Source organism: Candidatus Kinetoplastibacterium blastocrithidii (ex Strigomonas culicis) (genome assembly GCF_000319245.1).
In the GTDB taxonomy this organism is placed as follows: domain Bacteria; phylum Pseudomonadota; class Gammaproteobacteria; order Burkholderiales; family Burkholderiaceae_B; genus Kinetoplastidibacterium; species Kinetoplastidibacterium blastocrithidiae.
The window spans coordinates 361,125-386,921 of record NC_019814.1; the positions used below are offsets into that span (position 1 = coordinate 361,125).

Consider the following 25,797-nt stretch of genomic DNA (forward strand, 5'->3'; position numbering starts at 1 on the left):
GGGCGAAACCTTTCGATACTTTGGGGGTGTAGCTCAGTTGGGAGAGCGCCTGCTTTGCAAGCAGGAGGTCATCGGTTCGATCCCGTTCACCTCCACCACATATAGAGTTTAATTCTCATACATAATGTTTTATGCATGAGAATTGAGCTTTATCAAATAAGCTATTTGTTCTTTAAAAATCTAGAAGAAGCACAACGAAAGATGTTCTATTTATTATTAATAGACATAGGGTTGTGATTGCAAAAAAGTTCCAAGTATAATTGGAATATTCATAAACAGTAAAATATAGTCAATTTATCTTATATAGCCTTTAGTGTTATAGGATCAAGTTACTAAGTGCATATGGTGGATGCCTTGGCGATCACAGGCGAAGAAGGACGTAGTATCCTGCGAAAAGCTGCGGGGAGCTGGAAAACAAGCTGTAATCCGCAGATGTCCGAATGGGGAAACCCACTCCTTTTAAGGAGTATCACTGACTGAATACATAGGTCAGTAGAAGCGAACCGGGTGAACTGAAACATCTCAGTAACTCGAGGAAAAGAAATCAACCGAGATTCCGAAAGTAGTGGCGAGCGAAATTGGATCAGCCTTTACGTTTTAGCATTATTGATAGTTGAAAGAGATGGAAATCTCTGCCATAGTAGGTGATAGCCCTGTAAACGAAATCTTTGATGTAGAACTAAGCGTAAGAGAAGTAGGGCGGGACACGTGAAATCCTGTCTGAATATGGGGGGACCATCCTCCAAGGCTAAATACTCGTGATCGACCGATAGTGAACCAGTACCGTGAGGGAAAGGCGAAAAGAACCCCGGAAGGGGAGTGAAATAGATCCTGAAACCGTATGCATACAAACAGTAGGAGCGGACTTGTTCCGTGACTGCGTACCTTTTGTATAATGGGTCAGCGACTTACATTCAGTGGCAAGCTTAACTAAATAAGGGAGGCGTAGCGAAAGCGAGTCCGAATAGGGCGATATAGTCGCTGGGTGTAGACCCGAAACCAGATGATCTATCCATGGCCAGGTTGAAGGCACGGTAACACGTGCTGGAGGACCGAACCCACTAATGTTGAAAAATTAGGGGATGAGCTGTGGATAGGGGTGAAAGGCTAAACAAATCTGGAAATAGCTGGTTCTCTCCGAAAACTATTTAGGTAGTGCCTCACGTATTACTGTATGGGGTAGAGCACTGTTATAGCTAGGGGGTCATGGCGACTTACCAAACTATGGCAAACTCCGAATACGTACAAGTACAGCGTGGGAGACAGAGCACCGGGTGCTAACGTCCGGACTCGAAAGGGAAACAACCCAGACCGCCAGCTAAGGTCCCGAATTATCGCTAAGTGGGAAACGAAGTGGGAAGGCATAGACAGTCAGGAGGTTGGCTTAGAAGCAGCCATCCTTTAAAGAAAGCGTAATAGCTCACTGATCGAGTCGTCCTGCGCGGAAGATGTAACGGGGCTAAGCGATAAACCGAAGCTGCGGGCGTATGTTTAACATACGCGGTAGGAGAGCGTTCTGTAAGCCTGTGAAGGTGTCTTGTAAAGGATGCTGGAGGTATCAGAAGTGCGAATGCTGACATGAGTAGCGATAAAGGAGGTGAAAAGCCTCCTCGCCGTAAGTCCAAGGTTTCCTGCGCAACGTTCATCGGCGCAGGGTGAGTCGGCCCCTAAGGTGAGGCAGAGATGCGTAACTGATGGGAAACTGGTTAATATTCCAGTACCATTGTACAGTGCGATGGGGGGACGGATTGCAGAAGATCATCAGGGTGTTGGATATCCCTGTTGCTACACTATAGAAGGTAATTAGGAAAATCCGGTTACGTAATTCAAGGGTGTGGCACGAGCAAACATGTTTTGCGAAGTGATTGGAAGCAGTTCCAAGAAAAGCCTCTAAGCTTCAGCTGTACAAGACCGTACCGCAAACCGACACAGGTGGACGGGATGAATATTCTTAGGCGCTTGAGAGAACTCAGGAGAAGGAACTCGGCAAATTGATACCGTAACTTCGGGAGAAGGTATGCCTCATTATTGTGATGAACTTGCGTTCAAAGCATGAAGAGGTCGCAGATAATCGGTGGCTGCGACTGTTTATTAAAAACATAGCACTCTGCAAAGACGAAAGTCGACGTATAGGGTGTGACGCCTGCCCGGTGCCGGAAGGTTAATTGATGGGGTGCAAGCTCTTGATCGAAGCCCCGGTAAACGGCGGCCGTAACTATAACGGTCCTAAGGTAGCGAAATTCCTTGTCGGGTAAGTTCCGACCTGCACGAATGGCGTAACGATGGCCACACTGTCTCCTCCTGAGACTCAGCGAAGTTGAAATGTTTGTGATGATGCAATCTACCCGCGGCTAGACGGAAAGACCCCATGAACCTTTACTGTAGCTTTGCATTGAATTGTGAATAATCTTGTGTAGGATAGGTGGGAGGCTTTGAAGCATGACCGTTAGGTTGTGTGGAGCCATCCTTGAAATACCACCCTGGATTGTTTGCGATTCTAACCTTGATCCGTTATCCGGATTTGGAACAGTGCATGGTGGGCAGTTTGACTGGGGCGGTCTCCTCCTAAAGAGTAACGGAGGAGTTCTAAGGTACGCTAGGCACGGTCGGAAATCGTGCTGTTAGTGCAATGGCATAAGCGTGCTTAACTGTGAGACTGACACGTCGAACAGATGCGAAAGCAGGACATAGTGATCCGGTGGTTCTGAATGGAAGGGCCATCGCTCAACGGATAAAAGGTACTCTGGGGATAACAGGCTGATACCGCCCAAGAGTTCATATCGACGGCGGTGTTTGGCACCTCGATGTCGGCTCATCTCATCCTGGGGCTGTAGTAGGTCCCAAGGGTATGGCTGTTCGCCATTTAAAGAGGTACGTGAGCTGGGTTTAAAACGTCGTGAGACAGTTTGGTCCCTATCTGCCGTGGGCGTTGGATACTTGACAGAGCCTGCTCCTAGTACGAGAGGACCGGAGTGGACGTACCTCTGGTGTACCGGTTGTCATGCCAATGGCATTGCCGGGTAGCTAAGTACGGAAGAGATAACCGCTGAAGGCATCTAAGCGGGAAACTCGTCTGAAGATTAGGTATCCCGGGGACTTAGATCCCCCTAAAGGGTCGTTCAAGACCAGGACGTTGATAGGTCGGGTGTGTAAGTACAGTAATGTATTAAGCTAACCGATACTAATTGCCCGTGAGGCTTGATCCTATAACTCTACAGGTTATTAGAGTTGAAATTGAAATTCTTTTTATTGGATTATAATGATTAATGTTTTGCAATAAAATATGCAACCATCATCTGTTTGTTGAAAAGCTTCTTCTTGGATTATTTGTGATAAAATCACTATGTGCAGGTTTTGCCTGACGACCATAGCAAGGTGGCCCCACTCCTTCCCATCTCGAACAGGACAGTTAAACGCCTTTGCGCCGATGATAGTAGACATCTCGTCTGTGAAAGTAGGTTATCGTCAGGCTTCTAGAAAATTGAATTCCCCTACATATCTTATGTAGGGGAATATCAATACTCAATTATATAATTTGGCAAAGTTAGTTGCTAGACTATGTATCTCTCTCCAAATCTCATTATTCCGTCTTAATACTTCTATTCCTATTCCCTATGATAAGGGTGATTATTTAAAATACTTAATGCCCTATATATTTGTTCTATTAGAATAATACGAACCATATGGTGAGGCAAGGTGAAAGACGATATCTTGATGGTGCTGCTATCGTTCATTTTTTTTATACTGAAATCTAATCCATCAGGACCGCCTATTATAAATGCTATATTACTGCCTCTTAAATGACAATCTTTAAAAAAAATTGCTAACTCTTTAGTGGTTATCTCTTTGCCTTTCTCATCAAGAATTACTGATATATATCCATAGTTTGGTATTGAAGATATAAGTTTCTTAGTTTCTATAGATATTATTCGAGAATTTATTTTTCCTTTTAATCTTGTTTCTGGTTTAAATTCTCTTAATTCTATTTGGCATTGATTTGATATTCTTTTTGAATATTCCTGCCATGCTGACTTAACCCAACTTGGCATATTAGTCCCTATTGCATTAATAATAATTTTCATCATCTATAAACTAAATTATCTATTCCATAATGATTCTAGATCATAAAAATCACGAGATTCTTTTTGCATAATATGCACTACTATGTCTCCGAAATCAACAATAATCCATTCGCTGTTTTCAATTCCTTCTATTTTTATAGATTTATTTAATTTATCTTTTGTTTTATATAGATTATTAGCAATTGCTCTGCCGTGACGATTGGAACTAGAGGTGACTATTATCATCTTATCAAATAGGTCAGTATATGATCTTGTGTCCAATATGAATATATCTTTCGACTTCAAGTCTTCTAGAATCTCAATGATACTTTGTTGTAGTTTATCAGGATACATTATTTTCTCATTTTTATAGGTATAAATTTTTTCTTGTTATGTATTTTTTTACCAATGGATCTAGCATTTCGTTAATAAAATTAATATTTCTATTGGAAATACATTTTCTTATAATAGAAGAAGATACCTTTGTTAAAGGTAGAGGTATTATACTAATACATTTATCTAATTTATACATAGATGAGATTAGTTGATCTGGTAAATTAATCTGGATATCTGGTCTCTGTGCAACAGCTATATTTGCATGCTTGATGATTTCTAGCCATTTCTTCCAGCTGCAAAAGTTATTTATTTGATCAGATCCTAATATAATAGTACATTTATAATGTTTTTGAAGAATTTTTATTGTATCTATTGTATAACTAACTTTATTGTTTTTTATTTCAATATCATTTATTTTTAATAGAGGATCATTGATTGTAGCTAGTTTTAGCATATTTAGCCTATCTATGGGTGCTGCTTGCAGCTTATATTTTTGACATTGGCTAAATACTGGAACTAAATGCACTTCATCTAATTCTAAAGATTTAAGAGCTGTTCTTGCTAAGTTAATATGCGCCACATGTATAGGATCGAAACTTCCTCCAAATATGCCTATTCTTTTTTCATAACCATTCTCTATTTTTAATATATTCATGGCTTATGTTTATCGATAAATGTTTCTAGGTTTTTATAAAATTTTTGTTTTGTTATATATTTTCGAATATATTTTTTATTTGAAACTAAACATAGATTCACTGAGTAATATAGATATAGAAATTTACTCCTATATCTAGTATATAATCTTCAACAAATTAAATATTTTATAAGCAAAAAAAATACTCATTAAGTTTTGTTGAATTATTTAATAGCCCTCCAGCCTATGTCTTTCCTATACTGCATTCCTTCAAAATTTATTTTTGATATTGTATTATATGCTTTTTCTCTTGCCTTTTTCACAGAGTCACCTAAGGCAGTAACACACATTACTCGGCCTCCATTTGTTTTCAGTGTCTCATTAGAAGATATTGTTCCAGCATGAAAGATCATTATATCTTCTTTTTCCGTAGGCAATTGAGTAATTTCATCACCTATTCTTGGTTTTTCAGGATAGTTATAGGCAGCCAAAACAACACCCAAAGCGACTTTTTCGTTCCATTTTATTTCTGCTTTATCAAGGGTCCCATTTATTGCATGTTCCAGAACATCCATGAAGTCGCTATTTATTCTCATCATTATAGGTTGAGTTTCAGGATCTCCCATTCTGCAATTAAACTCAAGGGTTTTTACCCATTTATCTGACCCATTTGCTCCTATCATTATACCGGCATAGAGAAATCCAGTGAAGATATTTCCTTCTTTAGACATTCCTTCTATTGTTGGAATTATCACTTCTTTCATTATCTTGCGATGAAGATCTGGGGTCACCAGACTAGCAGGTGAGTATGCTCCCATACCTCCTGTGTTTGGACCATTGTCTCCATCTTTTAGACGTTTATGATCTTGGCTAGTTGCTAGAGGAAATATATTTCTCCCATCAGACATTACTATGAAAGATGCCTCTTCACCTACTAGATACTCTTCTATAACAACTTTTTTTAAGAGATTTTTATTATCTCCTATCATATCATCTATAGCATTATAGGCTTCCTCTATTGTTTGAGCTATAACAACTCCTTTCCCTGCAGCTAAGCCATCTGCTTTTATTACTATTGGTAATTGTTCTTTCAGCACATATAATTTAGCCATTGATGAATCTGTAAATGTAGAGTATTTTGCTGTTGGAATATTATTACGAACCATAAATTCTTTAGCAAAATCTTTTGAGCTCTCTAATTTTGCGGCGTTTTTTGTGGGCCCAAAAATCTTTAAGTTTTTAGATCTAAAAATGTCAACTATTCCATTGGACAATGGTACTTCTGGACCAACAACTGTCATATAAATGTTTTTTTCACCAGCAAAGTCAGCCAGATCATTTATATCTGTTATTGATATATTTTTTATTTTTTCAGAATGACAAGTTCCTCCGTTACCTGGAGCTATATATACTTGTTTTACACGAGGAGATTGGGAAATTTTCCAGGCTAATGCATGTTCGCGACCGCCGGATCCAACTATTAATATTTTCATTTTAGTGTACTTAAAAATGTGATAAGACTTAGTATTTTGTTAGGCTAACAATAGCTAATTATTTTAAATCAATGATTACCCGTCAATACGGCATTAGTATATACAGATTGAACATCATCTAAATTTTCTAGATCTAATATTAATTTTTGTATTTTTGTATACTTTTCATGATTTAATTTTACCATGATTAATGGTTCAGTAATAATATCACTGCTTTCAAATATTAGTTTAGCATTCTCAAAAGCATGACATAATTTAATATAATGTTCAGATAGGCATGTTACTTCTATCGTTGTTTCATCTATTTTAATAACATCCTCAGCTCCAAATTCTAAAGCTGTATTAAAAATATCTTCTTCCTGATAAGCAGATGAGAATATGAATTTTCCGCAGCTACGAAAAAGAAAAGAAACAGAGCCATCTTGTCCAAGGCTGCCTTCATTTTTTGTGAAAGCGTGTCTAATCTCTGAAGCTGTTTTTATTTTATTATCAGTTAAAGCTTTTACAACAAAGGCAGATCCTTCAATCCCATAACCCTCATAATTGATCTCTTCATATAAATTTGATTCTTTAGAGCTTTTTTGCATTGCTTTATTTATGTTATCTTTTGGTATATTTGCTGCAGATGCTTTGCTAAGAGCAGCTCGAAGACGAAAGTTGTAGTTAGTGTCAGTAACGCCATTTCTTGATGCTACTGTTATTTCTCTAATTATCTTGGTCCAGAGTTTCCCTTTTTTTTCATCTTGACGATTTTTGCGATGCTGTATATTGGCCCATTTACTATGTCCTGCCATAATGTACTCTGGTGAATAATTTTATTGTAAATTATTTATATTTTGATGCTCTTAAAAGGTATATACTTAACAATATATACTAATATAACAAAAGTATATTATCATCTAATATTATAAGGCATTATAGCTATATGTTAGCAAAGTTGAGTTTAATAAAAAATAATTGTTTTTTTTATTAAACTAGTGTATCATTAAAAAATAACTGGCGCGGGGTGGAGCAGTCTGGAAGCTCGTCGGGCTCATAACCCGAAGGTCGTAGGTTCAAATCCTACCCCCGCAACCATTCCGTTATATCTATCTTTTCTCTTTGTAATCTTTAATTTTTCCTAAATCTTCTTGTTGAGACAAATAATCATTCACTGGTAGAATCTAACAATTAATGTTTGATTGGTTTGCTATATTCTCTATTTGGGCCTATGTTATGTATATAATTTCTTTGATTATAGAGATATTTAGCTTTGTTTGTTCTTTTATTTAAATAATTACTTTTATGATATTTATGGAGCTTTTGATAAATGGTTATTTCCCAACAAGAATTCCTATTTTCTGTTATTAAAAGATTGGATATTACTAAAAATATTCTTGCTGCTAAGATAGGAGTTAGTTTGCACACACTAAATTTATGGCTATTGCCAGAAGATTCGGTAGAATTTGTGCCCATGCCAAATGAGATAGAAGAGTTTATTTATAAGCAATTATTATGCAATATAAGCAAAAGTAAAAAATATTCCTTAAGGGATAATATTGCTCTAAATGGTAAAAATCATCTTTTATCAGTGGATCAATTTGACAGAGAGTCATTAGAAAATTTTTTTCGAGTAGCTGATTTGATGAAGCCTATTTCTCGCCGACAAAAAATATCAAGGATTTTAGAGGGGGCAGTCTTAGGTAATTTATTTTTTGAGGCTAGTACTCGTACTAGAGTTAGTTTTGGAACTGCTTTTTGTCGTTTAGGTGGATCTGTTTGTGATACCACTGGTTTTACATTTTCTTCTATGGCCAAAGGAGAATCTATCTATGATACAAGTAGGGTTATTGGTGGTTATGTTGACATAATGGTTGTTCGTCACCCTGAACAGGGATCGGTTGCTGAATTTTCTCGCGCTACAAATATACCAGTAGTTAACGGTGGGGATGGGCCTGGTGAACATCCTAGTCAGGCTTTATTAGATCTCTATACTATACGCACAGAATTTTCTAGATTAGGAAAGAGTATTGATGGGTCTTGTGTAGTGATGATTGGCGATTTGAAATATGGTCGTACTGTCCATTCTTTGCTAAAACTCCTTTCTTTGTACAAAGGGTTAAAAATTTCATTATTTTCTCCACCTGGTCTCGAAATGCCTGATAGTATAATCAACTATGCCTCTGTTAATGGTAATTGTGTTGATATAAAATCCTCATTAGAAGAAGGTTTAGATGGAGTTGATGTTGTTTATGCTACTCGTGTTCAAAAAGAGCGATTTACAAATCCAATGAATGAATATTTTGATAAAAAATTTCAAATAGATCTTTCTAAAATAAATTCTAATTGTAAAAAGGATACTATTGTTATGCATCCTTTACCTCGTGATGGTCGTCCTGGGGCTAATGATCTGAGCATTGATTTAAATAATGACAGTCGCTTGGCAATATTTCGTCAGGCTGATAATGGGATTCCCATAAGAATGGCAATATTTGCCATATTACTAGGGGTGGATCACTTGGTTAATAATTCATTACGCGATGTACAGTGGTCTTTACCTGCTTACATTGGGTCTGACGATTCTCCTTTCTATTGTTTGTAATATTGTTTATCTAGGATTCATAAGTTTATAAATGATTGATATAGTTGTTAAGCAGTTAGTGATTGTTTCCAGGATTAAATATGAGTGAAAAAAACGTTAAGGTTGAGAAATCTGATAGAGAAAAAGCTCTTTCAGCTGCATTATCTCAGATTGAGAAGCAGTTTGGAAAGGGTTCTGTTATGCGTTATGGCGATAATGATATACAGAATGATATACAGGTTGTTTCAACTGGCTCTTTGGGTTTGGATGTGGCTCTTGGCGTTGGAGGTTTGCCAAGAGGTCGTGTGATAGAAATTTATGGTCCAGAATCGTCAGGTAAGACTACTTTAACGCTTCAGATAATTTCAGAAATGCAAAAAATAGGGGGAACATGTGCTTTTATTGATGCAGAACATGCGCTGGATGTTCAGTACGCTTCACGATTAGGTATTGTTTTGCCTGATCTTTTAATATCCCAACCAGATACTGGTGAACAGGCTCTGGAAATAGCAGATGCATTAGTTCGTTCAGGGTCTGTTGATTTAATTGTTATTGATTCGGTTGCAGCATTGGTGCCAAAGGCTGAAATAGAAGGAGATATGGGGGATTCTTTACCTGGGTTACAAGCTCGCTTAATGAGTCAGGCTTTAAGAAAACTTACTGCTACCATAAAAAAAACAAATTGTATGGTGATTTTTATAAATCAAATAAGAATGAAGATAGGGGTTATGTTTGGCAATCCTGAAACCACAACAGGAGGAAATGCATTAAAATTTTATGCATCAGTTCGTCTAGATATAAGGCGTATTGGCTCGATAAAGAAGGGTGATGAAGTTATAGGGAGTGAGACAAGAGTAAAGGTTGTAAAGAACAAGGTTGCTCCACCGTTCAAGCAGGCTGAATTTGACATAATGTACGGATATGGCATATCTCGTGAGGGAGAAATAATTGATTTGGGTGTTTTAACTGGCGTTATTGAAAAATCTGGATCATGGTATAGTTATGCTGGGAATAGAATAGGTCAGGGAAAAGATAATGTTCGTGATCACATGAAAAATAATAAAGATATTGCATTAGAAATTGAGAATAAAATTCGTGATAATTGTATAGCTACGAATCGGCCTGTTCTTTCTTTTGATAGTGCTGTTAATGCGACTGCTTCAGAATAATTTTTTGTGAAAATTATGGCCAATACCTTACTATCATTAGCAGTCAAGTATTTATCTAGAAAGGATTATTCACAAGAATCCTTGCGCAATAAATTAAGTGTTTATTGTGATGACAATTCTGAAATAGATTCTGTTATTGAGCATTTAAAGATAAAAGGACTAATTTCTGATAAGCGTTTTGTAAATAATATTATAGATAAATATTCAATGAATTATGGATATAGTTTTATAATCAAGTTATTAAAAAGCAATGGAATAGACATCGATGTCTTTCTAGAAGAAATTTCTTTTTTAAAAGAGAGTGAGCTTGAACGTGCGCATTCTTTGATAAAAAGAAAATTTTCAAAAGGTGTTTCAGCAGATATTAAAGCTTATGCTAAACATGCTCGTTTTTTGGGTAACAGAGGCTTTGCAAAAGATGCTATATATAAAGTTATAAAATCAATATTTCACAATATTGATTAAATTACTTTTGGATAGTTATCATATTTAATCATTGCTAATATTTTGATCTTCTGAAGAAGATATATTTGCTGTATACTTATCGATGATGATTATGGGCAATTTTAATTTTTAAAATAATGATATATGCGATTGAGTTATCATTATTTTATAAATTGTAAAAAATATTGATTGCTCATAGATTTTGTTACATCATTTATATTATTGTTGTTTATTTTGTAATTTTGTATTTAATCAGGTCAGAGATGAATGTTGGTTTTCTTATTTAACAAGTCATGACAGGTAACACATGAAAATTCACGAATATCAAGGCAAGGAATTGCTTAGGCAATTTAATGTTACTGTTCCACGAGGTATCCCAGCTTTCTCTGTTGAAGAAGCTGTTTTTGCAGCAGAAAAACTTGGTGGTTCAGCTTGGGTTATTAAAGCTCAGATTCACGCTGGTGGTAGGGGTAAAGGTGGAGGTGTAAAATTAGCCAGATCCTTGGATGAGGTTAAAAAAATATCATCAGAAATTCTAGGAATGCAATTAATAACTCATCAAACTAGTGCTGATGGCCAAAAAGTTCGCAGGCTTTTGGTAGAGGAAGGGGCTGATATAAAAAAAGAGTATTACTTTAGTATAGTAACAGATAGGGGTACTCAGAAAAACTGTATTATGGCTTCTAGCGAAGGCGGTATGGATATAGAAGAAGTTGCAGCAAAAAGCCCAGAAAAAATATTAAAAGTATTTGTCGATCCATCAGAGGGACTGACAAATTTAGAGTCAGAGAAACTAGCACGTGGTATTGGTATCCCAGAGTCTTCAATAAAGAAAGCATCATTAGAATTTATAAAGTTATATAAGACATATTGCGATACAGATGCATCTTTAGTTGAAATAAATCCTATGATACTTAGCGGTAATGGAGATATAGTTTGTTTAGATGCTAAATTTAACTTTGATTCTAACTCTTTATTTCGTCATCCTGAAATACTTGAGTATAGAGATTTAGATGAAGAAGATCCTTCTGAAATCGAAGCTAGTAAATTTGATCTTGCATATATTCAGTTAGATGGGAATATAGGTTGTTTGGTAAATGGCGCTGGTCTAGCCATGGCAACCATGGACACAATAAAATTATTTGGCGGTGAGCCTGCAAATTTTCTTGATGTTGGCGGCGGGGCAACCGCATCTAAAGTTACAGAAGCCTTCAAAATCATGTTAAAAAACAAAGGTGTAAAAGCCATACTTGTTAATATTTTTGGTGGCATTATGCGCTGTGATGTTATAGCGGAGGGTGTTATTGAGGCATGTAAGGCAGTGAATCTAAAAGTACCTTTGGTTGTTAGGATGAAGGGTACTAACGAAGAATTAGGCAAGAAAATGTTAGCTGAATCTGGATTGCCTATTATTAGTGCTGATACTATGGCTGAAGCTGCAACTAAAGTTGTTTCTGCTGTTAAATAAAAATTGCCAAGGATTTATAAATGTCGATTTTAATAAACAAGAATACTAAAGTAATCACTCAGGGTATTACAGGTAAGACAGGGCAGTTTCATACTCGTATGTGTCGTGAGTATGCAAACGGCAAGAATGCTTTTGTAGCTGGAGTTAATCCTAAAAAAGCAGGTGAGGATTTTGAGGGAGTTCCAATTTTCTCTTCAGTTAAAGAGGCCAAGTTACAGACAGGCGCAACAGTATCTGTCATATATGTTCCTCCAGCCGGTGCTGCAGCTGCTATATTAGAGGCTGTTGAAGCAAATCTGGAATTGGTTATCTGTATAACTGAAGGAATACCAGTTAAGGATATGTTAGAAGTAAAAAACAAGATGTCCTCTACTAATAGTAAAACTTTACTTTTAGGTCCTAATTGTCCTGGTCTTATTACTCCAGATGAAATTAAAATAGGAATTATGCCTGGACATATACATAGGAAAGGTCGCATCGGTGTAGTTAGTCGTTCTGGCACATTAACATATGAGGCTGTTGCCCAGGTTACAGAGCTTGGTCTTGGTCAATCTAGTGCTGTTGGCATAGGAGGTGATCCTATAAATGGTTTGAAACATATAGATATATTAAGACTTTTTAATGATGATCCAGATACAGATGCTGTAATTATGATTGGAGAAATCGGAGGTCCTGATGAAGTTAATGCAGCTATTTGGGCAAAGGACAATATGAAAAAACCAGTTGTTGGATTTATTGCTGGAGTTACTGCTCCTCCTGGAAAAAGGATGGGGCATGCTGGTGCTTTAATATCTGGTGGAGCTGATACAGCTGCGGCTAAACTAGAAGTAATGGAAGAGTGTGGCATAAGAACTACAAGAGACCCGTCAGAAATGGGTAAATTGCTTAAGTCTGTTCTTTAGTAAAAAAGCCGAGGATTTATTTTATATAACCTCGGCTTTTTAGTGCATATATTGTCGCAGTTGATTTTTTAAGACGTTTTGTTATTGGATTGTTTGGCATGTTAGTAAAATCTGCTGAATATTTTTGGTGACGGTATTAAGAAATTTATTATCGCTTCATAATATTTTTTCTTAAAGATGTTTTTAATAATATTTTTATAACATTAATGAAATGAATAAAAAAATAACTATAGCTACTCGTGCTAGCAAACTTGCTTCAGCACAGGCAGAGCATGTTCGTGATCTTATAAAATCCTTATATCCAGAGATAGTTGTTGATTTTTTAGTTATAGTGACTCAAGGAGATAAAATACTTGATAGATCGCTCGCTAAAGTTGGAGGTAAGGGTCTATTTGTAAAGGAAATTGAATTAGCTTTATTAAATGGCGATGCTGATATGGCTGTTCATTCTATGAAGGATGTGCCGGCTGATATGACCGATTCCTTAGACATATGCTCTATTTTGAAAAGACATGATTCAAGGGATGTTTTTATATCTAATAAATATTCTTCTTTAGATGATTTGCCATTTGATGCAGTTGTGGGCACGTCTAGTTTACGTAGAGAAGCTCAATTAAAGTCTGTATATTCTATTTCTATTAAATGCTTAAGAGGTAATGTGGATTCTAGGCTAAAGAAACTGGACGATGGTGATTATTCTGGTATAGTGCTAGCAGCAGCCGGATTGGAAAGAATTAATTTAGGCCATCGCATATCATCTTATATAGATCCTAGTATTAGCTTGCCAGCCGCTGGTCAGGGAGCAATAGGCATACAAATTAGAGAGGATAGAAGTGATATTAGAAGTTTAGTCTCATCTTTGTCTTGCATCGATACTACTTTTTGTGTTAAAGCAGAGAGAATTGTTATGAAGGTGTTGGGAGGGTCGTGTCAGGTTCCATTAGCTGCTAATGCTTATATAAAAGGTGGGAATATTTTTCTAAAGGCAATGGTTTCTTCTGTAGATGGGAAAAAAGTTATTCGTTCGCAAGGATCTGATAACGTTGATAATTGGCAAATTCTTGGCGAATGTGTGGCTAATGATCTACTGGATAATGGCGCATATGAGATTTTGCATAGTGTTTAGTTAGGCATTTCATTTGTATGATTTTTTGTAATATTGGAATGTATGTTAGCTCAAAAAGTTTTTATTCTAACAAGACCGAATAGTAATAAAATACTATCCGATAGTCTTAACGATGCTGGTTTTGAAACTTTATCTCTTCCTTCTTTAAAAATTAAACCTTTTGATCTAAAGGATGTACCCTTTCCAGGGATTTATGATTTTATTTTTTTTTCAAGTGGCAATGCTGTTAGATGTTATCTAATTCTGTTAAATAAGATTTATGGAACCATAGAATGGCCTTCAAGCACGATAGTTGTTACGGTGGGGGTTGCAACTGCTAATAGTTTTCGTTCCTCTGATTTAATTAATATTGGCTCATTGACAGTATTGAGTCCAAATTCTTCTGCTTTGCAGATTGATTCTGAATCATTGTGGGATGTTTTAAAAAGACAGTGTTTGCATGGCAAAAGATTTCTTTTTGTTAGAGGATCAACAGGTAGAGATTGGCTTATTAACAAAGTTTCTGAGTATTGTGAGGTGGATTTGTGTTCTGTGTATTTTAGAGATAATGTAGAATGGTCTTGTTATGATTCAGGGAGATTAAAAGTCATATCAGAAAGATCTGCTATAACTGTATGGCTTTTCACTAGTATAGAGAGTATTGAGGCAACTATCAGAAATATAGTTCTTTTGAATCTTGAAGATTGGTTTAGTAGTTGTAGATTTATAGTTACACATCAGAGAATTTACAATTTTCTATCTAGTTATTTTATCAAATGTATTGGTTTTAACAAAGTTGTGATAAAAGAGTGTTTGCCTTATGACGAGTCTATTATTATGGCATGTAAGAGTATTTAATTTAGTAAGCTTTCAGATAGATGCTTTATGATTTTAAAAATAGAATTTCTCTATAATTTTTTAAGAATACTGGAAATGTAATTAGCTATGCATTATTTTAAAAAAGTATCATTATTCTTATTTCTCTTCTTTGTTTTTTCTGTTTTATTTTTTTTCCTAAAAAAGCAATTAACTGAGTATATTGAATTTGAAAAATTAGAAAATATCAAGAGAATTAATTCATTGGAAGAAAAGATAATAAGTCATGATAATGATTTATTATACAAAGCTAATAAATTATTTAATGACATAAAACATAAACAAGATTATTTAGTTCATTTATCTAGTTCAACAAAGGATGAATTATTGTTAAGGGAAATAGATAGGTTGTTGTTTATTGCTAACTGCCAATTATCAATCAGCAATAATATTGAAGGAGCTGCGTTTACGCTGGAATCTATTATATTATTTATAAACGAAGTTTCGCCTAATAATTTATTATTTAATAAATTAATGGAGGATATTAGAATAGATTTATTTGCATTGCGCAAATCTCATGCTGTTGATTTTTCAGAAAGCATTGACAAGCTTAACCGTTTATCTGATTTGATAAAGATAGGTTTTATTGATAAAAAAATATCAGATCTTCGAGATGAGGATATTAGAGCTAATTATGAAGATAATCATGGCTCGTATCAAGTTAATTCCTTTCATTTTTGGATGAACAAGTTTTTTGATGTTCTAAATCGAGTCATGAGATCATTGGTAGTTAAATTGTCAAATGTTTTGGAGCTAAGGAAAATTGACAGTTTACCAGATATTAGCCATAAAAATATAAATCTGTTATTATCCCAGCAAATATCCATAGCACAATTTTCTTTAGTTGCAAACCAACCGTCTTTGTTAAAATCTAGCATTAACTGTATTACAGAAACAATAAATACATTTTTTGACCTTAATTCTATTAAAGTTATAGAAGCTTTATCCCTGGCAGGTGATATTAATTCTTTAAACATTGAAAATAAGATTCCTGATATATCTAGAAGCTTAAATAGCATAAAAAAAATATGTTGTTCCAATATAATCAATAATTAAGTATGGATGTTTGATATATGCGTTCTTGGTTTCGTAAACTCATTATAGTGTTTGTTATGTTTTTGCTAAGTTTATCTTTTCCTGGAAATAATAACAATTATGTCACAGTGGTATTAGATTCTTGGCATCTGCGTTTATCATTAATACCAGCCTTTTTTATAGCAATATTTTTAAATCTATTTCTTTATTCTATATTCAGATTGTTCTATTATTTTTTAACTATTTTGCCTAGAATTAATTCGTATAGGAAAAAGAAATTATTTGAATCTAATAGAAGAAGTATTGAGAAAGGATTGTTATTTTTTTTAGAAAATAGATTTTCCGAGGCATTGGATATATTTTTAAGACTAATATATTCTGATATTGGCATACGATCAAAAATTATTATTGTGTTGTGTTCTGCTAAAGCATATTTTTTGTTAGGACAGAATGATAAGTCTATGGAAATGATAAAATATGCAGAAAAGATATCAAACAATAATCCAGAGTTTCTTGAGGATGTATTAACATTAAAGACGTCTATTCTAATCGACATGAAATTGCCAAAAGATGCTGCTGATTGTTTATTAAAGCTTAACAGCATAATAGAGGTTCAATACCCTATTGTTCTTCAGCTATCATTAAAAGTAGAAATTATGTTGGGAAATCATACTAAAGCAATTGATAATGCTAGGTTATTGTTATATGACAATGGTATAGATAAAAATTATTTATATGAGGCAATAAATAATTCTGGATCTGAGCTTTTAAAAGACATGATAAATAAAGGTTTACCATTGAAACAGCAATGGAAAAATTTTACTCATAATGAACGCATGTTGCCTGAAATAGCTTTAGTCTATTCTAGAGCTCTTATTGCTAATGGAAATTATTCTGAATCAGAAAAATTGCTAGAGCTGGTTCTTTCCAAGAAACTTAATAATGATATATTATACGAATACACAAAATGTAAATCAGATCAAGTCTCTCATCGTTTATCAAAAGTTGAATATTGGATAGAAATTTATGGGGATAGTCCAGATTTATTAAATGCACTAGGTATTTTATGTTTGCATTCTCAATTATGGGGGCAAGCGGAGTATTATTTTTCTAAGAGTTTGGATATAAGAGATGATGCTCAAATCCATATGTTGTTTGGTATTATGTACAAATGTCTTAATAGGGAAGAGGATACGATAATCCAACTATTTAAGTCGTTAAAGAGTACTGATAGTTTGTTTATTCCAGAAATAGTTAATAGTTATAGATCATCGTTGGATGGATTAACTAATAATTCAAATAATAAGGAATTTCATGAGTATTCAGATAATATAATAAGTAGTCATGAGCAGTACGTAGATGATCAGTATTTTGATAGTGCCCCCTTGCCTGGATCGTTTTTTGATAATCTAGAGGATTTAAAAACAAATAAAGATTAGTTCTGTGATAAATTAATAGTCAAATTTTTATTTTTTAAGGGTTATGTTTTTATGAGTTTAAATAATGTTGCATCTGGTAATAATATTCCAGAAGAGTTTAATGTGATTATAGAAATATCAATGAATTCAATGCCAGTTAAATATGAGGTTGATAAAGAGACTGGTGCTATTTTTGTAGATCGTTTCATACTAACATCAATGAATTATCCATGTAACTATGGATATATACCTGGAACTTTATCTAAAGATGGAGATCCATCCGATGTGCTTGTGATTACACCATTCCCTGTGCAAGCAGGATCCGTTATTAGATGTAGAGCTATTGGAATGTTGGAGATGGAAGATGAGTCTGGTGTTGATGCAAAAATATTGGCGCTTCCTATAAGTAAGATATACGCTACATACAGCAATATTAGTTCATACATCGATCTTCCAGAAAATGAAATAAGGCGCATACAACATTTTTTTGAGCATTATAAAGATTTGGAGAAAGGGAAATGGGTCAAAGTAAAAGGCTGGAGAGATAATAAAAGTGCGCATGAGGAAATTATGAGTAGTATTAGATTTTATGAAAGTCAAAGAAATCTATAGCTATATAGTAAGTGTTATTTATAATAGGCTACTATGCTCTGAGTTTAAAATCATTATCAGTTATAAGAGTGGAAACTATCAATAGAGATGCTTGGAAATTTTGTGTTGCTCCAATGTTGGGTGTAACTAATAGGCATTGCCGTTTTCTTTATAGGTGTTTAAATTCGCATATTCGTTTGTACACAGAGATGGTAACTACTGCTGCCCTAATGAGAAGCAAGGATATTTTCCATAGATATTTAGACTTTGACGAATCTCAGCATCCTGTTGTTCTTCAGATAGGTGGTAATAATCCTTTTGATTTGGCAAAATCAGCTCGTATCGGGGAGAGTTGCGGTTATGATGAAATTAATATAAATTGTGGTTGCCCATCAAGAAGAGTCGTAAGTGGTTCATTTGGTGCTTGCTTAATGAAAGATGTTGATCTAGTCTCAGATTGTTTGAAGGCTATAATGGATTCTGTTAGTATCCCTGTATCAATAAAGCATCGTATTGGGATAGATAATGTTGACTCTTATCAGTTTGTTAGGGATTTCGTTGGTGAAATCCATAATACTGGTTGTAAAATATTCATAGTTCATGCAAGAAATGCTATTTTAAATGGTCTTTCTCCTAAAAAAAATAGGGATATTCCTATTCTAAAATATGATTATGTATATAACTTAAAAAAAGATTTCCCGGATGCTGTAATCATTTTAAATGGGGGCATATCTGGTATAAGCTCTGTGAAGAATGTAGAAAATTTTGTTGATGGGGTTATGATTGGACGTTATATTATGTCTAACCCACTTTTTTTGTTGGATATAGGATCTATTTTTTATAAAGAAAATAAAGTTAATTATGATAATTTAATAAATAATTTAATTAAATATGCTGATAGGGAAACAAGTAATGGAGTGCCACTTCGTGTTATAGTTAAACCGATGCTCAATTTATTTAAAGGCACTACTGGTGCTGGTTTGTGGCGCAGAATGTTATCAAATACAGTATCTTTATCAAAAAATGATCCAGGGCTAATATCTATGGCATGGGATGCTATAGGTGATAAGACTGTCATTTTGTAGTATTTGCAACAAGTTTTTATTTTTTTGATTTTCGTGCTTAATTTTCTTAATCATAATATTCTGCTAATTTGTTTTATAAATTAATAATTTATTATGCTTTTTATCAAAAGATTAGTATGTGTCTTTAAAATGGCAGTTTATTATGATTATATTTTAATAGTAATTTTAATAGTAATTAAGTGAATAATTTAACACATTTTATGCGATAAGATATGTCTGGTAATTCTTTAGGTAAGTTGTTTTGCGTAACTAATTTTGGTGAGTCTCATGGTCCTGCCATTGGATGTATAGTTGATGGATGTCCACCTGGCATGAAGCTTGATGTTTCTGACATACAGAATGAGTTAGACAGGCGTCGTCCTGGCACATCCCGTCATGTTACTCAAAGGCAAGAAGAAGATAAAGTTGAAATTTTATCAGGAATATATGATGGCCAGACAACTGGGGCTCCTATTGGTTTACTTATAAGAAATACAGATGCTCGTAGTAAAGATTACGCTAATATAGAGGATACTTTTAGACCTGGTCATGCTGATTATACTTATTGGCATAAGTATGGGATTAGGGATCCAAGAGGGGGGGGCCGGTCTTCAGCAAGATTGACAGCTCCTACCGTTGCTGCTGGCGCGATTGCTAAAAAGTGGCTTTCCAAAAATAAAAATATTATTATTCGTGGATATATGAGTCAATTAGGCGCTATAAAAATACCTTTTGTATCTTGGGATGAGATAGACAATCCTTTTTTTTCTCCAAATAAGAGAATAGTTCATGAACTTGAAGCCTATATGGATGATTTACGAAAAAGTGGCAATTCTGTTGGATCTCGTATAGAAATATTAGCGGAGAATCTACCATGTGGTTTAGGTGAGCCTATTTACGATAGGTTAGATTCTGACATAGCCCATATAATGATGGGATTGAATGCTGTAAAAGGAATTTCAATAGGGGCTGGTTTTGATTGTATATCTCAGCTCGGATCAGTTCATGGTGATGAGATCACACCAGATGGTTTTTTAACTAACAATGCTGGTGGCATATTGGGTGGTATTTCAACTGGTCAGGATATTACTGTTTCTTTAGCCATTAAGCCTACTTCTAGCATAAGGGTAGCAAAAAAATCTGTAGACACAAAGAATAATCCTTGTTTAGTGCAAACATTTGGTCGACATGATCCATGTGTTGGTATAAGAGCTGTTCCTATAGGAGAAGCTATGCTGGCGATAGTTCTTATGGATCATGTTTTAAGATACAGAGGCCAGTGTGGTTCATAAATATAGTTTATACTTAATATGATTTTTTATAATTATTGTTTTTAAGAGGTTTTTATGGCAAAAACTCTGTATGATAAGCTTTGGGACGCACATGTTGTTCGAAAAGAGTCAGATGGTACAAGTTTAATTTATATTGATAGACACTTGCTTCATGAAGTAACTAGCCCACAGGCTTTTGAGGGTTTGTACTTATCTAGGAGAAAGCCATGGCGCATAAATGCTAATCTAGCCGTGGCAGATCATAATGTTCCAACAAATAACCGTGATAATGGAATAGATGATCCTATATCTAAACTACAAGTAGATACACTAGATGATAACTGTGAAAAATATGGCATAGTTGAATTCAAGATGAATGATTTGCGACAAGGTATAGTTCATGTTGTAGGACCAGAACAGGGTGCTACTTTGCCTGGGATGACTGTTGTCTGTGGTGATTCTCATACTAGTACGCATGGTGCAATAGGAGCGTTGGCTTTTGGTATTGGAACTTCAGAGGTAGAGCATGTTTTAGCAACTCAAACTTTATTAATGAAGAAAAACAAAAACATGTTAGTAAATGTAGAGGGGAGAATCCCTTCTGGTTGCTCTGCAAAAGATATTATTTTGTATATTATTGGAGTAATAGGTACAGCAGGTGGCACTGGATATGCAATAGAGTTTGCTGGTAAGGCTATTTATGATTTGTCCGTAGAAGGTAGAATGACTATTTGTAATATGGCTATTGAGGCAGGTGCAAGATCAGGTATGGTTGCTGTTGACTCTAAGACAATAAGTTATTTTAAAGGATTGCCATTTTCTCCAAAGGATGAGATGTGGTATAAAGCTGTAGAATATTGGGAAAGTTTACACAGTGATGAGGGGGCTATTTTTGATAGAATTGTTAATATAGATGCTAATAAAATACAGCCTCAAGTAACTTGGGGCACTTCTCCAGAGATGGTTTTGTCTATTAATTCTAGAATTCCTAATCCAATCGAAGAAAAAGATCCTGTAAAAAGAAGTAGTATAGAAAGAGCCTTAGAATACATGGGTCTTTTGCCAGGTACTCCTATAGTTGATATAAAAATAGATAAGGTCTTTATAGGATCTTGCACTAATTCTAGAATAGAGGATCTGCGTGCTGCAGCTTCTGTAATTAATGGAAGAAAGATATCATCTAATATTAAACTGGCTATGGTAGTTCCAGGTTCTGGGTTAGTAAAAAAACAGGCCGAAGAGGAGGGTCTTGATAAGATCTTTATTAGAGCTGGTTTTGAATGGAGAGAGCCTGGTTGTTCTATGTGTTTAGCTATGAATTCTGACAAGTTAAATCCCGGAGAGCGGTGTGCATCTACTTCTAATCGTAATTTTGAGGGTCGTCAGGGTCAAGGTAGTAGAACACATTTAGTAAGCCCTACTATGGCAGCAGCTGCGGCAATTGCTGGTCACTTTGTAGATCATAGAGAACTTGATAACTGAGTATTATTATATCATGCAAGAATTTAGTATACATGAAGGCCTAGTAGCCCCATTAGATAGAGAGAATGTCGATACTGATCTTATTATTCCCAAGCAATTTTTAAAATCTATTAAACGTACAGGTTTTGGTCCAAATTTATTTGATGAGTTAAGATATTTGGATCATGGTGAGCCAGGAATTGATAATAGTACACGTCCTTTAAATAAAGATTTTGTCCTTAATAAGGATAGATATCAAGGAGCTACTATATTGCTTACTAGAAAGAATTTTGGTTGTGGATCAAGTAGAGAGCATGCCCCTTGGGCTCTTACTCAATATGGTTTTAGAGTTATTATAGCTCCATCTTATGCTGACATATTTTTTAATAATAGTTTTAAAAATGGTTTGTTGCCTATAGTATTATCTGAAAATAATGTAGATTTTTTATTTAAATCAGTGAAAAACCAAATTGGTTATAAGATTAAAGTAGACCTAATTAATCAAGTTGTTATAACAGATGATGATAAGCATATGAATTTTGATATAGATCAATTCAGGAAATATTGTTTAGTTAATGGGCTTGATGATATAAGTCTTACATTACAGCATAAAGAAAATATTAGAGAGTTTGAAGATATTCATTTAAGAAAATATCCTTGGTTGAATATTTAAATCTATTTATAAATTAATGTTATTGGCTGGAGATAATATGTCTAATACTATTGCTGTTTTAGCTGGTGATGGAATAGGACCCGAAATTGTTGAGCAAGCAGTCCGTGTCTTATCATCGCTGAATATAGATCTTGAAATGAAAGACGCATTAGTAGGAGGGGCCGCTTTTGATAGATTTGAGCATCCTTTACCGGACTCTACTTTAGAGTTAGCTAAAAATTCTCATGCAGTGCTTTTTGGTGCTGTTGGTGACTGGAAATATGATTATTTGCCTAGAGAATTACGTCCAGAGCAATCAATTTTAGGATTGCGTAAAAAATTAGGTTTATTCGCTAACCTGAGGCCTGCTTTTTTATATAAAGAGTTATCGAACTCATCTACGTTAAAGTCTGATATTGTTTCTGGTTTAGATTTGCTAATAGTTCGCGAATTGACTGGCGATGTGTATTTCGGCACGCCGAGAGGTATTAGGAGTGCAATTGATGGCAATTTTATTGGTGATCGTGAAGGTTTCGATACTATGCGATATGCAGAACCAGAAGTGCGCAGAATAGCTAAGGTAGCTTTTGAATCAGCAATGAAGCGTCGTAAGAAATTATGTAGTGTTGATAAGGCTAATGTTTTGGAGACATCACAATTTTGGAGAGACATAGTTATTGATACTGCTAAAGGTTATCCTAGTGTAGAGTTGAGTCATATGTATATTGATAATGCAGCTATGCAGCTTATAAAGGATCCATGTCAGTTTGATGTAATAGTAACAGGGAATTTATTTGGCGATATATTGTCTGATGAGGCAGCAATGTTGACTGGATCTATAGGCATGTTGCCTTCTGCTTCTTTAAATTCTAATTATCAAGGACTGTATGAGCCAAGTCATGGATCTGCTCCTGATATAGCAGGAAAAGGAATTGCAAATCCTTTAGCAACCATCCTCTCTGCTTCTATGTTATTAAGATATTCACTTAATCTAAAAAATTATTCTGATATGATAGATAAAGCAGTTCAAAATGTTTTATCTAGTGGATTTCGTACTGCTGATATTTATGAAAAAGGAACTACTAAGGTTGGAACATCTGAAATGGGAGATGCTGTTATAAATGCATTAAGGTTACTTTAAAATCTATTAAATTTTAATTAAATTAAATCTTTTAAATATAATTAAGTTCTATTTAAAGCTTATTTTGCGAGAGTGAATAAAAATGATTCAAGCGGTCGGTTTAGTAGGATGGCGTGGAATGGTTGGTTCTGTTTTAATGAAAAGAATGAGAGACGAGGGTGATTTTTCTCTTATAGAGCCAGTTTTCTTTTCTAGTAGCAATGCTGGTGCTAATGCTCCTGAATGGGCAGATGGAGCAGGAAATTTAAAAGATTCTTATGATATTCAGGAATTAAGAAAATTACCAATCATTATCTCTGCTCAGGGTGGAGATTATACAACAGCAGTTCATGGAAAGCTCAGACAAGAAGGTTGGAATGGTATATGGATAGATGCAGCTAGTACTCTTAGGATGAATAATGATGCTGTTATTATCCTTGATCCTGTTAATCGTTCGGTTATAGACTCTGCTTTACAGAAAGGTGTTAAGGATTTTATAGGCGGAAACTGCACTGTAAGTTGTATGTTAATGGGATTAGCTGGATTATTTAATAATGATCTTATCGAGTGGGCTACTTCAATGACTTATCAGGCTGCTTCTGGTGGTGGTGCTCAACATATGCGAGAGTTATTAAATCAATTCGGATTCATAAATTCTTCGGTTTCTAGTTTATTAGATGATCCTGCCTCAGCAATTCTTGAAATCGATAGAAAAGTTTTATGTATCCAGAAGAGTAGTGATTTGCCACAAAAGAATTTTGGTGTTCCACTAGGAGGCAGTTTAATACCGTGGATAGATAAAGACCTTGGTAATGGGATGTCTAGAGAAGAATGGAAAGCTGGCGCGGAAACAAATAAGATTCTTGGCCATAACGATACTAATTCTATAAGCATAGATGGTTTGTGTGTCAGAATAGGCGCCATGAGGTGTCATAGTCAAGCTCTAACCTTAAAACTTAAGAAAGATATTCCTCTAAATGAAATAGAAGATATTATAAGTGCCGGCACTAAGTGGGCTAAAGTTATTCCTAATAATAAGGAAGAAACAATGTCGAAATTAACTCCAATTGCCGTAACAGGAACTTTAGATATTCCTGTAGGAAGATTAAGGAAATTATCTATGGGGTCAAAATATATTAGTGCTTTTACGATTGGTGATCAATTATTATGGGGAGCTGCTGAGCCCTTGAGACGCATGTTGCGTATAGTACTAGGGGAGAATTAGATCTTAATAACGCAGTAAATATATCAGTATTTTGTACTAATATTTTATTGCGTTAATTTTTGAGCTCCATATTTTTTCATTAAAAATTAAAGAGTGTTTTTAGTATGTATAGAATTGCTATGGGCATTTCTTACAATGGTTCTGGCTTCTGTGGATGGCAAACTCAGTCAAATCTTTGTTCAATACAAGATGTTATAGAAAATGCTTTGTATAATTTTTCTGGGTTTAAGAAGATAAAGGTAGTATGTGCTGGTCGTACTGATGCAGGGGTTCATGCAGTTAATCAAGTTATACATTTTGATACAAATTTAGATAGAAAAATGGAATCTTGGGTTAGAGGGGTTAATTCTTTTTTGCCAAATTCTGTTTCTGTTGTATGGTCTCAGCTCGTAGATAATGACTTTCATGCTCGTTTTAGTGCGATATCTAGAACATATTCTTACATTATATATTGTTCTAAAGTGCGTTCAGCTATTTATAATGATTTAGTTGGATGGAGTTTTTATGTTTTAGACATTGATTTAATGAGACGTGCTATTGATTTGTTAGTAGGGGAACATGATTTTAGCAGTTTTAGATCATCTCAGTGTCAGTCAAAAACCCCTATTAGAACTGTTTATAGTGTTAGCCTTAATAACTATGGACCATTTATAGTTTTTACTATAAATGCCAATGCTTTTCTGCAACATATGATTCGTAATATAGTAGGCTCATTAATTTATATTGGACGGAGAAATAGAGATCCTATTTGGATTAAAGAATTACTTTTAGCCAAAGATAGAACAAAAGGATTTTCAACTTTTTCCCCTAATGGTTTATATTTAATGGATATTGAATACCCATCTAATTTTCATATAAATAAAAAAAACAGCAATAATCAAATTTTTTTAAATTTTTGAGATAATTAATAAT

22 protein-coding genes, 2 tRNA genes and 2 rRNA genes are annotated in these 25,797 nt (G+C 34.7%); 21 read left to right on the plus strand and 5 right to left on the minus strand.

The window, feature by feature from the left end:
- Positions 1-22 precede the first annotated feature (22 nt).
- The 3 genes from CKBE_RS01790 (at position 23) to rrf (ending at position 3,471) form a co-directional block, all read left to right on the plus strand.
- Positions 23-98 (plus strand) — tRNA-Ala (locus CKBE_RS01790).
- 224 nt (positions 99-322) lie between these two features.
- Positions 323-3,206: ribosomal RNA gene (locus tag CKBE_RS01795) — 23S ribosomal RNA — on the plus strand.
- A gap of 151 nt (positions 3,207-3,357) precedes the next feature.
- Positions 3,358-3,471 (plus strand): 5S ribosomal RNA (rrf, locus tag CKBE_RS01800).
- 134 nt (positions 3,472-3,605) lie between these two features.
- Here the strand turns inward: rrf and rlmH are convergent.
- The 5 genes from rlmH to CKBE_RS01825 form a co-directional block, all read right to left on the minus strand.
- Positions 3,606-4,085 carry a 23S rRNA (pseudouridine(1915)-N(3))-methyltransferase RlmH gene (gene rlmH / locus CKBE_RS01805; protein ID WP_015237887.1) on the minus strand — a complete coding sequence of 160 codons (480 nt, stop codon included), beginning with the start codon at positions 4,083-4,085 and terminating at the stop codon, positions 3,606-3,608.
- A 12-nt stretch (positions 4,086-4,097) separates the two neighbouring features.
- Complete coding sequence (gene rsfS / locus CKBE_RS01810) at positions 4,098-4,415, minus strand: ribosome silencing factor (RefSeq protein ID WP_015237888.1); 318 nt, start codon at positions 4,413-4,415, stop codon at positions 4,098-4,100.
- Between the two features lie 13 nt (positions 4,416-4,428).
- A complete protein-coding gene (nadD, locus tag CKBE_RS01815; protein ID WP_015237889.1) occupies positions 4,429-5,052 on the minus strand; it encodes a nicotinate (nicotinamide) nucleotide adenylyltransferase in 624 nt (207 codons plus the stop codon).
- 203 nt (positions 5,053-5,255) lie between these two features.
- Positions 5,256-6,524, minus strand: coding sequence for a phosphoribosylamine--glycine ligase (purD, locus tag CKBE_RS01820; RefSeq protein WP_015237890.1), 1,269 nt, complete (start codon positions 6,522-6,524; stop codon positions 5,256-5,258).
- Between the two features lie 68 nt (positions 6,525-6,592).
- A complete protein-coding gene (locus CKBE_RS01825) occupies positions 6,593-7,318 on the minus strand; it encodes a YebC/PmpR family DNA-binding transcriptional regulator (protein ID WP_015237891.1) in 726 nt (241 codons plus the stop codon).
- A gap of 206 nt (positions 7,319-7,524) precedes the next feature.
- Here CKBE_RS01825 and CKBE_RS01830 point away from each other — a divergent pair.
- From CKBE_RS01830 to truA, 18 genes are all read left to right on the plus strand, one after another.
- A tRNA-Met gene (locus tag CKBE_RS01830) sits at positions 7,525-7,601 on the plus strand.
- 232 nt (positions 7,602-7,833) lie between these two features.
- The gene (locus CKBE_RS01835; RefSeq protein ID WP_015237892.1) at positions 7,834-9,105 is read left to right on the plus strand and encodes an aspartate carbamoyltransferase; all 1,272 of its coding nucleotides are present in this window, start codon (positions 7,834-7,836) and stop codon (positions 9,103-9,105) included.
- An 80-nt stretch (positions 9,106-9,185) separates the two neighbouring features.
- Positions 9,186-10,253, plus strand: coding sequence for a recombinase RecA (gene recA / locus CKBE_RS01840; protein ID WP_015237893.1), 1,068 nt, complete (start codon positions 9,186-9,188; stop codon positions 10,251-10,253).
- Positions 10,254-10,268: 15 nt separating this feature from the next.
- Positions 10,269-10,718 (plus strand): regulatory protein RecX, encoded by a 450-nt coding sequence (locus tag CKBE_RS01845; protein ID WP_015237894.1) that lies wholly within the window; start codon positions 10,269-10,271, stop codon positions 10,716-10,718.
- A 286-nt stretch (positions 10,719-11,004) separates the two neighbouring features.
- A complete protein-coding gene (gene sucC, locus CKBE_RS01850) occupies positions 11,005-12,165 on the plus strand; it encodes an ADP-forming succinate--CoA ligase subunit beta (RefSeq protein WP_015237895.1) in 1,161 nt (386 codons plus the stop codon).
- A 20-nt stretch (positions 12,166-12,185) separates the two neighbouring features.
- Entirely contained in the window at positions 12,186-13,067 is an 882-nt protein-coding gene (gene sucD, locus CKBE_RS01855; protein WP_015237896.1) for a succinate--CoA ligase subunit alpha, read from the plus strand.
- Positions 13,068-13,278: 211 nt separating this feature from the next.
- Positions 13,279-14,193 carry a hydroxymethylbilane synthase gene (gene hemC / locus CKBE_RS01860; protein WP_015237897.1) on the plus strand — a complete coding sequence of 305 codons (915 nt, stop codon included), beginning with the start codon at positions 13,279-13,281 and terminating at the stop codon, positions 14,191-14,193.
- A gap of 42 nt (positions 14,194-14,235) precedes the next feature.
- The gene (locus CKBE_RS01865) at positions 14,236-15,030 is read left to right on the plus strand and encodes a uroporphyrinogen-III synthase (RefSeq protein WP_015237898.1); all 795 of its coding nucleotides are present in this window, start codon (positions 14,236-14,238) and stop codon (positions 15,028-15,030) included.
- Positions 15,031-15,117: 87 nt separating this feature from the next.
- Positions 15,118-16,104 (plus strand): uroporphyrinogen-III C-methyltransferase, encoded by a 987-nt coding sequence (locus tag CKBE_RS01870; protein ID WP_015237899.1) that lies wholly within the window; start codon positions 15,118-15,120, stop codon positions 16,102-16,104.
- Between the two features lie 17 nt (positions 16,105-16,121).
- The gene (locus CKBE_RS01875) at positions 16,122-17,522 is read left to right on the plus strand and encodes a heme biosynthesis HemY N-terminal domain-containing protein (RefSeq protein WP_015237900.1); all 1,401 of its coding nucleotides are present in this window, start codon (positions 16,122-16,124) and stop codon (positions 17,520-17,522) included.
- 51 nt (positions 17,523-17,573) lie between these two features.
- The gene (gene ppa, locus CKBE_RS01880; protein ID WP_015237901.1) at positions 17,574-18,113 is read left to right on the plus strand and encodes an inorganic diphosphatase; all 540 of its coding nucleotides are present in this window, start codon (positions 17,574-17,576) and stop codon (positions 18,111-18,113) included.
- Positions 18,114-18,181: 68 nt separating this feature from the next.
- Positions 18,182-19,177: a tRNA dihydrouridine(20/20a) synthase DusA gene (gene dusA / locus CKBE_RS01885; protein ID WP_015389985.1), complete on the plus strand. Its 996-nt coding sequence runs from the start codon at positions 18,182-18,184 to the stop codon at positions 19,175-19,177.
- A gap of 212 nt (positions 19,178-19,389) precedes the next feature.
- Positions 19,390-20,448, plus strand: coding sequence for a chorismate synthase (gene aroC / locus CKBE_RS01890; RefSeq protein ID WP_015237903.1), 1,059 nt, complete (start codon positions 19,390-19,392; stop codon positions 20,446-20,448).
- Positions 20,449-20,502: 54 nt separating this feature from the next.
- Complete coding sequence (leuC, locus tag CKBE_RS01895) at positions 20,503-21,909, plus strand: 3-isopropylmalate dehydratase large subunit (protein ID WP_015237904.1); 1,407 nt, start codon at positions 20,503-20,505, stop codon at positions 21,907-21,909.
- A 13-nt stretch (positions 21,910-21,922) separates the two neighbouring features.
- Positions 21,923-22,561, plus strand: coding sequence for a 3-isopropylmalate dehydratase small subunit (gene leuD / locus CKBE_RS01900; protein WP_015237905.1), 639 nt, complete (start codon positions 21,923-21,925; stop codon positions 22,559-22,561).
- Between the two features lie 37 nt (positions 22,562-22,598).
- Positions 22,599-23,681, plus strand: a complete 1,083-nt coding sequence (gene leuB / locus CKBE_RS01905) for a 3-isopropylmalate dehydrogenase (protein WP_041571832.1) — start codon at positions 22,599-22,601, stop codon at positions 23,679-23,681.
- Between the two features lie 82 nt (positions 23,682-23,763).
- Positions 23,764-24,885 (plus strand): aspartate-semialdehyde dehydrogenase, encoded by a 1,122-nt coding sequence (asd, locus tag CKBE_RS01910; protein WP_015237907.1) that lies wholly within the window; start codon positions 23,764-23,766, stop codon positions 24,883-24,885.
- Positions 24,886-24,989: 104 nt separating this feature from the next.
- Complete coding sequence (gene truA / locus CKBE_RS01915; protein ID WP_015237908.1) at positions 24,990-25,784, plus strand: tRNA pseudouridine(38-40) synthase TruA; 795 nt, start codon at positions 24,990-24,992, stop codon at positions 25,782-25,784.
- Positions 25,785-25,797 lie beyond the last annotated feature (13 nt).

Coding starts and splice junctions, on each gene's coding strand:
- CKBE_RS01825 (WP_015237891.1), bottom strand. CDS start 7,318: ATGGCAGGACATAGTAAATGGGCCAATATACAGCATCGCAAAAATCGT.
- CKBE_RS01845 (WP_015237894.1), top strand. CDS start 10,269: ATGGCCAATACCTTACTATCATTAGCAGTCAAGTATTTATCTAGAAAG.
- sucD (WP_015237896.1), top strand. CDS start 12,186: ATGTCGATTTTAATAAACAAGAATACTAAAGTAATCACTCAGGGTATT.
- asd (WP_015237907.1), top strand. CDS start 23,764: ATGATTCAAGCGGTCGGTTTAGTAGGATGGCGTGGAATGGTTGGTTCT.
- ppa (WP_015237901.1), top strand. CDS start 17,574: ATGAGTTTAAATAATGTTGCATCTGGTAATAATATTCCAGAAGAGTTT.
- leuD (WP_015237905.1), top strand. CDS start 21,923: ATGCAAGAATTTAGTATACATGAAGGCCTAGTAGCCCCATTAGATAGA.
- leuB (WP_041571832.1), top strand. CDS start 22,599: ATGTCTAATACTATTGCTGTTTTAGCTGGTGATGGAATAGGACCCGAA.
- leuC (WP_015237904.1), top strand. CDS start 20,503: ATGGCAAAAACTCTGTATGATAAGCTTTGGGACGCACATGTTGTTCGA.
- hemC (WP_015237897.1), top strand. CDS start 13,279: ATGAATAAAAAAATAACTATAGCTACTCGTGCTAGCAAACTTGCTTCA.
- CKBE_RS01865 (WP_015237898.1), top strand. CDS start 14,236: ATGTTAGCTCAAAAAGTTTTTATTCTAACAAGACCGAATAGTAATAAA.
- rlmH (WP_015237887.1), bottom strand. CDS start 4,085: ATGATGAAAATTATTATTAATGCAATAGGGACTAATATGCCAAGTTGG.
- truA (WP_015237908.1), top strand. CDS start 24,990: ATGTATAGAATTGCTATGGGCATTTCTTACAATGGTTCTGGCTTCTGT.
- CKBE_RS01875 (WP_015237900.1), top strand. CDS start 16,122: ATGCGTTCTTGGTTTCGTAAACTCATTATAGTGTTTGTTATGTTTTTG.
- recA (WP_015237893.1), top strand. CDS start 9,186: ATGAGTGAAAAAAACGTTAAGGTTGAGAAATCTGATAGAGAAAAAGCT.
- sucC (WP_015237895.1), top strand. CDS start 11,005: ATGAAAATTCACGAATATCAAGGCAAGGAATTGCTTAGGCAATTTAAT.
- rsfS (WP_015237888.1), bottom strand. CDS start 4,415: ATGTATCCTGATAAACTACAACAAAGTATCATTGAGATTCTAGAAGAC.
- aroC (WP_015237903.1), top strand. CDS start 19,390: ATGTCTGGTAATTCTTTAGGTAAGTTGTTTTGCGTAACTAATTTTGGT.
- nadD (WP_015237889.1), bottom strand. CDS start 5,052: ATGAATATATTAAAAATAGAGAATGGTTATGAAAAAAGAATAGGCATA.
- CKBE_RS01870 (WP_015237899.1), top strand. CDS start 15,118: ATGCATTATTTTAAAAAAGTATCATTATTCTTATTTCTCTTCTTTGTT.
- purD (WP_015237890.1), bottom strand. CDS start 6,524: ATGAAAATATTAATAGTTGGATCCGGCGGTCGCGAACATGCATTAGCC.
- CKBE_RS01835 (WP_015237892.1), top strand. CDS start 7,834: ATGGTTATTTCCCAACAAGAATTCCTATTTTCTGTTATTAAAAGATTG.